Source organism: Pseudoalteromonas sp. PAST1 (assembly GCF_021532515.1).
Classification (GTDB): Bacteria; Pseudomonadota; Gammaproteobacteria; order Enterobacterales; family Alteromonadaceae; genus Pseudoalteromonas; species Pseudoalteromonas simplex.
The window spans coordinates 1-6731 of record NZ_JAKGBH010000095.1; the positions used below are offsets into that span (position 1 = coordinate 1).

General features: G+C 38.0%; 8 protein-coding genes. 7 read left to right on the forward strand and 1 reads right to left on the reverse strand.

Annotation, left to right across the window (positions count from 1 at the left end; genetic code table 11):
- The first annotated feature begins 132 nt into the window (after window positions 1-132).
- From L1272_RS22400 to L1272_RS22410, 3 genes are all read left to right on the forward strand, one after another.
- Complete coding sequence (locus L1272_RS22400; protein ID WP_235374314.1) at window positions 133-423, forward strand: hypothetical protein; 291 nt, start codon at window positions 133-135, stop codon at window positions 421-423.
- 165 nt (window positions 424-588) lie between these two features.
- Window positions 589-936: a hypothetical protein gene (locus L1272_RS22405; RefSeq protein ID WP_235374315.1), complete on the forward strand. Its 348-nt coding sequence runs from the start codon at window positions 589-591 to the stop codon at window positions 934-936.
- A 19-nt stretch (window positions 937-955) separates the two neighbouring features.
- Entirely contained in the window at window positions 956-1300 is a 345-nt protein-coding gene (locus L1272_RS22410; RefSeq protein WP_166338281.1) for a hypothetical protein, read from the forward strand.
- Window positions 1301-1802: 502 nt separating this feature from the next.
- Here the strand turns inward: L1272_RS22410 and L1272_RS22415 are convergent.
- A complete protein-coding gene (locus L1272_RS22415; RefSeq protein ID WP_054553420.1) occupies window positions 1803-2303 on the reverse strand; it encodes a lactoylglutathione lyase family protein in 501 nt (166 codons plus the stop codon).
- A gap of 95 nt (window positions 2304-2398) precedes the next feature.
- Between L1272_RS22415 and L1272_RS22420 the strand changes: the two genes are divergently transcribed.
- The 4 genes from L1272_RS22420 (at window position 2399) to L1272_RS22435 (ending at window position 6647) form a co-directional block, all read left to right on the forward strand.
- Window positions 2399-3265, forward strand: a complete 867-nt coding sequence (locus L1272_RS22420) for a LysR family transcriptional regulator (protein WP_235374316.1) — start codon at window positions 2399-2401, stop codon at window positions 3263-3265.
- A 198-nt stretch (window positions 3266-3463) separates the two neighbouring features.
- Window positions 3464-4057, forward strand: coding sequence for a class I SAM-dependent methyltransferase (locus L1272_RS22425; protein ID WP_235374317.1), 594 nt, complete (start codon window positions 3464-3466; stop codon window positions 4055-4057).
- Between the two features lie 243 nt (window positions 4058-4300).
- Entirely contained in the window at window positions 4301-5401 is a 1101-nt protein-coding gene (locus tag L1272_RS22430; protein ID WP_235374318.1) for an HNH endonuclease, read from the forward strand.
- A gap of 367 nt (window positions 5402-5768) precedes the next feature.
- On the forward strand, window positions 5769-6647 hold the full coding sequence (locus L1272_RS22435; protein WP_235374319.1) for a hypothetical protein: 879 nt from the start codon (window positions 5769-5771) through the stop codon (window positions 6645-6647).
- Window positions 6648-6731 lie beyond the last annotated feature (84 nt).

Consider the following 6731-nt stretch of genomic DNA (forward strand, 5'->3'; position numbering starts at 1 on the left):
TACAATCGCCAACTGGTTGAAGCGATGATCAAAGTGAAGGCGCTAAATAAGATCAACACCCTTGGTCTGCCTAAATATCAGTAAGTTAAGTGAGTTTATTAGAGAGCTGCATTTGATCAACAAGGCCTGATAATGACTGTTATATTTCCGAGAATATCAGTAAGGCATATTAATAATAGAATGCTAGAAAATGGGGTTTCCCCACCTAGTTGGGATAAAGGGCTTGGAGCAAGCGCTCCATTTTATGCACTTGCTATTTTTTTAAAAAGAGCTCGTAAGCCTACACCACTATTTGATGGTAGATTTGTCGCCAAACATGCAAGGCCAATTGATAAGTTTCTCGCTTTTTTACATCTTCTCTCTACATTTGGCTTTATTTTTAGTATTTCAATTATGGTCTTATTAGAATATGTATTGCTATAAATAACACCACAAATTAGCAGCGAGTACACTTCTTATGATAACGCCTTATGGTTGGGTTGTAGCCTTAGGAATAGGCTTATATACAGGATTTAAATCATCGCTATTTGTAAACGAAAAAGTGAAGTCGCTAACTGAAAAAATTTATGATAGAGAGGCATTATTATAATGCCTAGTATAGATAAGCTTGCTCTGGCAAGTATGTTCATTTTTATGGCTTTAGCGTTTATTTTTGTGGTCTTATTTGCACGCATTTCTATCAAACACATAAATAAAAAAATGCTAAAAGATAATATTACCCCTCCGCTTTGGGACAAAGGTGTTGGCGCTAGCGCCCCTTTTTACGCTATGGCAATATTTTTTAAACGCTCGCGATTACCCACACCTCTTTTTGATGGCCGTTTTATAGCAAAACATGCAAGGCCGGTAGATAAAGTTTTAGCATTCTTGCACCTTTTCACAATGGCAGGGCTTACAATTAGTGTGTTTACAGCCATGTATTTAGATACAGTCTAAATAAAATAGAACTAGCGAAATGGACTTTAAAATCTTTATTTTCTACTTCCTACTCGTATTTACAGTAGTTACTTTTGCTTCAGGCGTGCTGTTTTATAGAGTATCAGTTAAGTATATAGATAAGCATATGGAAAAAGATGGAGTATCTCCGCCTGGTTGGGATAAAGGAATTGGTGCAAGTGTTTCATTTTATATATTCGCAATGTTTTTCGAACGTTCTCGTATACCGACGCCTATGTTTGACGGCCGTTTTGTCGCAAAGTACACAAGAACATTAGATAAAATTATTGGTGCAATCCATTTGGTTTCTATTATCGGAGCTGTACTCAGCCTATGTATAATAACTTTTTTAAAGCATAGCTAGATCTACGCGTTTATTTACTAAAATATAAGTAACCGGTTGAAGTATATTAAAAAATTTTTATACTCAACTCAACTCAATTCTATACTGCACCATTTTCTTCTTTTTCCTAATGATGATAATGACTATATTCTCGAGAATATCAGTAAGGAATATTAATAATAAAATGCCAGAAAATGGGGCTACCCACCTAGTTGGGATAAAGGGCTTGGAACAGCACTCCTTTTTATGCACTTGCTATTTTTTTAAAATAGCTCGTCAGCCTACACTACTGTTTGATGGTAGGTTTGTCTCCAAATATGTAAGGGCAATTGATAAATATCTCGTTTTTTGCATCATCTCTCAACATTTGGCTTTATCGCAATGTTAAGTGGAATAAAAAGACTCAAGTACATCGAAGTTTAACTTTTCATCATTTTGGTAAATCCAAATGATAAGTAACGATCTACTTTCGTAAATCGTTACTTACTATAATGGCTAGCTAATTACTAATTTATGGGCTTAATTAATAAGCGCCCTCACTGTAAGTTAATTCGTAGCTGTGGCTATAAATTTCTAAAATATTGCCAAACGGGTCTTCCATATAAATCATGCGGTATGGTTTTTCACCTGGGTAATAATAACGTGGTTTTTCCATACGTTTCTTACCACCTGCAGCAACAATGCGTTCTGCAAGCTCTTCAACATTAGGATCTTGAACACAAAAGTGGAAAATACCTGTTTTCCAATACTCAAAGTTATCTTCTGGATTTTGTTGGTTTTTAAACTCAAAAATCTCAACCCCAATTCGATCACCCGTTGATAAGTGAGCAATTCGGAACTTATCCCAGTTAGCACCAAAAACATCAGTACACATCTGGCCAATAGGGCTATCATCTTCGGTAATTTCCGTTGGCTCCATAATAAGATACCAGCCTAATACTTCGGTATAAAACTTAACGGCCGCATCAAGATCCGGAACAGAAATACCAATATGCGAAAAAGTACGTGGGTATGTATTACTCATAATTAACTCTCCTAAATAAGAATGAGTTTATAGTTTACGAGTGCCTATGTATTAAGTTAAATTATCATTTAACATTCAAATAAGTATATTTTGTTATGATAAATCCGGTTTGGTTAAAAACATTTTGTGAACTAGTCGAAGTCAATCACTTTACAAAAACAGCTGAGCGACTGTTTATGACCCAATCAGGCGTGAGCCAGCATATTAAAAAGCTAGAACAGCAAGTTGGAGCTTTATTGCTAGAGCGACACGGCAAACAATTTACACTTACTCCACAGGGCCAAAGCTTATACAACAGAGGTAGCCAGTTACTAAAAGAATGGCAATTTTTGGAGCAACAAATAAAAAATGATTCACCTTTTGAAGGCCGCGTAAAAATACAATCGCCGGGAAGTTGTGGGCTTAAGTTTTATAACGAATTGTTAAGCTTGCAATCAAAGCACCCAAAACTTTTTATAGAATATGCGTTTGCGCCTAATTCGGGGGTCGAAAAGGCCATAGCGAGTCATCAAATAGACATTGGTTTTATGAGCCAAGCACCTACAATGCTTGAGGTTACAGGGCACAAAATCGCTAATGAACCCTTGTTATTGATAACGCCAGCCCAGTTCAAAACTATAGATTGGCAGCAACTTTGCCAATTAGGTTTTATTAATCACCCAGATGGAAAACATCATGCACAACAGTTATTAAGTGCGAACTTTGCAGAGTTTGAATCAATAGCTCAGTTTGAGTGCAGTGGTTTTTCGAATCAAATCAACTTAATTCTAGAGCCAGTAAGTTTAGGGCTTGGCTTCACTGTACTCCCTGCTCATGCTGTTAGTGCGTTTCATAATCAAGAAAAAATACACGTGCACACACTAACGCACCCCGTTTGTGAAGATATATATGCATGCCATCATCGCAATAGGCCATTAGCCAAGCGAATGAAAACAGTTATAAATGAAATAAAAAGCCTTTAATCAAGCGATACTAAAATTGATCATCTTTTTTATTCTCACACCTCGTAACTATGATCTCCTATTTCTCTCCAACTAACTTCTAATGCCTACCCTAAAACCCTTGATTTTTAGCATTTAAAATCACATTTCATCCTTTGCGTTACCTTGCTTTAATGGTATTTTAGCGCCAAGCAATCTTGCCCCTATAAAGGAAGTAAAATGGCATCCAAAACCGTCGAATACTACAACCAAAATGCGCAAGCATTTGTCGATGCCACACTCGATGTAGACCTCAACGAACTTTACGACGAATTCTTACCGCTGATCCCAAAAAAAGGCGCTTTACTCGATGCCGGTTGTGGCTCTGGCCGCGACGCTTTCATCTTTAAAGAACGTGGTTATAACGTAGATGCATTCGATATCAGCCCTGCTATGGCAAAGCTGGCGTCAGAATATTTAAACCAAGACGTAGCTGTAAGCAGCTTCCTAGAGCTAAACGACGTTGCTAAATACGACGGCATTTGGTGCTGCGCAAGCCTTATTCACGTAGCAAAAAATGACTTAACCGACGCATTCAATAACCTTGCCCGTGCATTAAAGCCACAAGGCATCGTGTATGTATCGTTTAAATACGGTGAAGGCGAACGTGAACACAACGGTCGCGAATTTACCGACTTAAACGAACAAGCCCTTGAAAGCATTATTAAAGGCACAGACCTATTTATCCTCAAGTCATGGCAAAGCGCCGACCAACGTCCAGAGCGCGCCACAGAAACATGGCTAAACGCCATTCTGCATAGAAGAACGATTTAATAATTTATATGCGGTATAGCAGGCTATACCGCAACTCTCCCAATATTGTATGGGTTTTAGAGTATAGCTCTACCTAAAATCCTATATTTTCAATAGCTTTTCATGCTAGATTGTTCCTAAACTAAATCGCCAATATTCAAGCTACAACAATGCGTTATGAGCATAAGAGGCAAATGTGTCGGCGTAAACAGGGAACAGTTCATGAACTTTAAAGCACTTTTCAAAAGTACACATAAGGCTTGATTGATGATGGCCATGCAGCAGCAACTCGATTTTATTGCTTACATCCAGCGTATGCTGGTGGAAGGTGATTTTAGTGCTACCTATAAGTTTGCACTATTGCATGCGTTGGCTGATGTTTGTGTTGAGCAACCAATGATGTATGAAGCTAGCGAGTTAAACATTGATCTTGCTAAGCTTGCTGAAAAGTTAATAGAGCTTTATTGGCACCATGCAGTGCCATTTTCTTCTGCTCATAGTGGTGAAAGTGCTTTACTAAAACAAAACTCGGGTGCGCAATCAAAAGTAATTGCAGTGCTATATGAGTGCCAGCAAAATAATATTCGTAGCTTGCGCCAGCTCAAATTAAGCCCTTACTGGCACACTACTTACAAAGCAGCTTTAGACACTTTAAAAACAGGCCCTTTGTGGCGCTTACAAATTCTTGCTAAACAAGAAGAGTGCTTTTTATATCCGCACACAAAAGGCAAAAACTATATTACTCTAAATGCAGGCATAGCCGCTTGCTTTAGACGCTTTTACGATTTAGTTGTCTATTTAGCCAAAAACGCATGGCTACAAAAGATTCAAAGCATTAAGCATAACCAAGCGCTTATTGGCCCTCAAAGCCAACTGCATGACTTTTTATTTGGTTTCGACCGTACAGCACTTAATAAAGCAAAACCAGTTTTAGTCGAAATACAAAAAGGCCAGTGCTTTTATTGTCAAAAGCCACTCACAAGTGCTATTGAAGTTGATCACTTTATTCCTTTTGCTCGCTACGCTAACGATTTAGGCCATAATTTTGTTGCCGCCCATCGAAGTTGTAATAACAGTAAACGCGACTTTTTAGCAGCCCAGCTTCACCGCGAACGTTGGCAAGATCAAAATCTAGATCGTCACAGCCAGCTGCTTACTAATGAACTAACTCGCTATTTTCATTGTGATGTAGACAAATCCCTTGCAGTAAGCAACTGGGCATACCAAGTTGCAAGCAGCAATGGCGCAAAACTTTGGCTTGCAAAAGATAGGTTTGAGTTGGCGGGAAGTAATGTTTCTCACCAATTGCCAAGTAATGAACTTGGCTTAGTAGCGGACAGTAAGCCAGCATTTGATTTTAAATAAAATTTGAAGCAAGAAAGCTTTTTCAAGTTTGCCAGATTGCTGGCGGCAACCAAGGGGCGAATACCGCCGTCCGCCCCTTGGAACCCCACGGCGCCCCGAGGAACACACTGAATCCTCAAGTTAAAAATTGATGTGAACGTAAACGCCGTTTAATCGCCATCCATGGCGAAGTCACGGCTTAACTTGCATCCATGCAAGTGATTACTCATCAACTTTTTCCTTTCGGGTGTGTTCACGGGGAATTGGAGTTAACTGCACGTTTGGTTATGAAACTTAGCTCCAAAGGTGAACTTGGGCTGAACAGTAATTGCTCTAATTTTAAATACCTGATAGTTTTATAACCACATAATAAGAAAGGACTCTATCAATGAAACTTAACCAAGTTTTATCTATCGTAAATCAAGTCGAAAAATCAAAATTCATTTCATGCCTAGATCGTCTATGCTCTGATGCTGCTAAAAACAATAAAAAGCTAGCAAAAACAATAGATAATATTGATGGCCAAATAAAAAACGCATCAGGGAGTGAAATTACTCAGCTCTTTAATACTGTCAGAGATTTTTTTAAAGAATCAGTTAAAGAACAAATCTTAATGAGTTCGGCACAGCTAAACCTTTTAATTAATTTGCTAAGCCGAGATGGTAATTGTGTAGCTAGAATAAGTTGGATTGAAACTCTATATGCGAAAGAGTGGAAAGAGCTATCAAAGTTATCTAAAGACCTCCAAAATTGTATAAAACAAGGTTCACCTGAAAGCACATTTGATAGAAATAAAGCACTTAAAATCTATCATGCATGTATGAGTGAGGCTTATTTTAATGATCAGAAAAATAATCGGGATGCGAAAGTAACAGATGATGAAAGAAGTATTCTTAATGTACTCGCTAATGAGCTTGAACTTACAACAGATGAGTGTGCAGCTATTGAGCATCTAGTTGATGTGATACCTGAAACTGGAGTTTTAGATGCCCTAAATAACTTAAGAGATATGGGGTTAGTTTTTGTTAGTAAGAAAAGACAGGAAGTCTTTGTCCCCGATGAAATAGTTACTCTTTTGAATGAATTACAAGGTAAAGACTTAGCAGATAAATATATATTGAGAATTCTAAGGACATTAACTGATGCCGAGCTCTCAAATGCGCTAAAAGCTCATGGTCGTAAAATTAGAGGAATAAGCCGAGCTGAGAAGATTCAAACAATTATCGGCCTTGTTGATCAAATGCAACTCTCTAACAAATTCACTTAACTTACTGATATTTAGGCAGACCAAGGGTGTTGATCTTATTTAGCGCCTTCACTTTGATCATCGCTTCAACCAGTTGGCGATTGT

What these genes read in the sequence shown, in the direction of transcription:
- L1272_RS22400 (WP_235374314.1), top strand. Translation starts at nt 133, where the DNA reads ATGACTGTTATATTTCCGAGAATATCAGTAAGGCATATTAATAATAGA.
- L1272_RS22405 (WP_235374315.1), top strand. Translation starts at nt 589, where the DNA reads ATGCCTAGTATAGATAAGCTTGCTCTGGCAAGTATGTTCATTTTTATG.
- L1272_RS22410 (WP_166338281.1), top strand. Translation starts at nt 956, where the DNA reads ATGGACTTTAAAATCTTTATTTTCTACTTCCTACTCGTATTTACAGTA.
- L1272_RS22415 (WP_054553420.1), bottom strand. Translation starts at nt 2,303, where the DNA reads ATGAGTAATACATACCCACGTACTTTTTCGCATATTGGTATTTCTGTT.
- L1272_RS22420 (WP_235374316.1), top strand. Translation starts at nt 2,399, where the DNA reads ATGATAAATCCGGTTTGGTTAAAAACATTTTGTGAACTAGTCGAAGTC.
- L1272_RS22425 (WP_235374317.1), top strand. Translation starts at nt 3,464, where the DNA reads ATGGCATCCAAAACCGTCGAATACTACAACCAAAATGCGCAAGCATTT.
- L1272_RS22435 (WP_235374319.1), top strand. Translation starts at nt 5,769, where the DNA reads ATGAAACTTAACCAAGTTTTATCTATCGTAAATCAAGTCGAAAAATCA.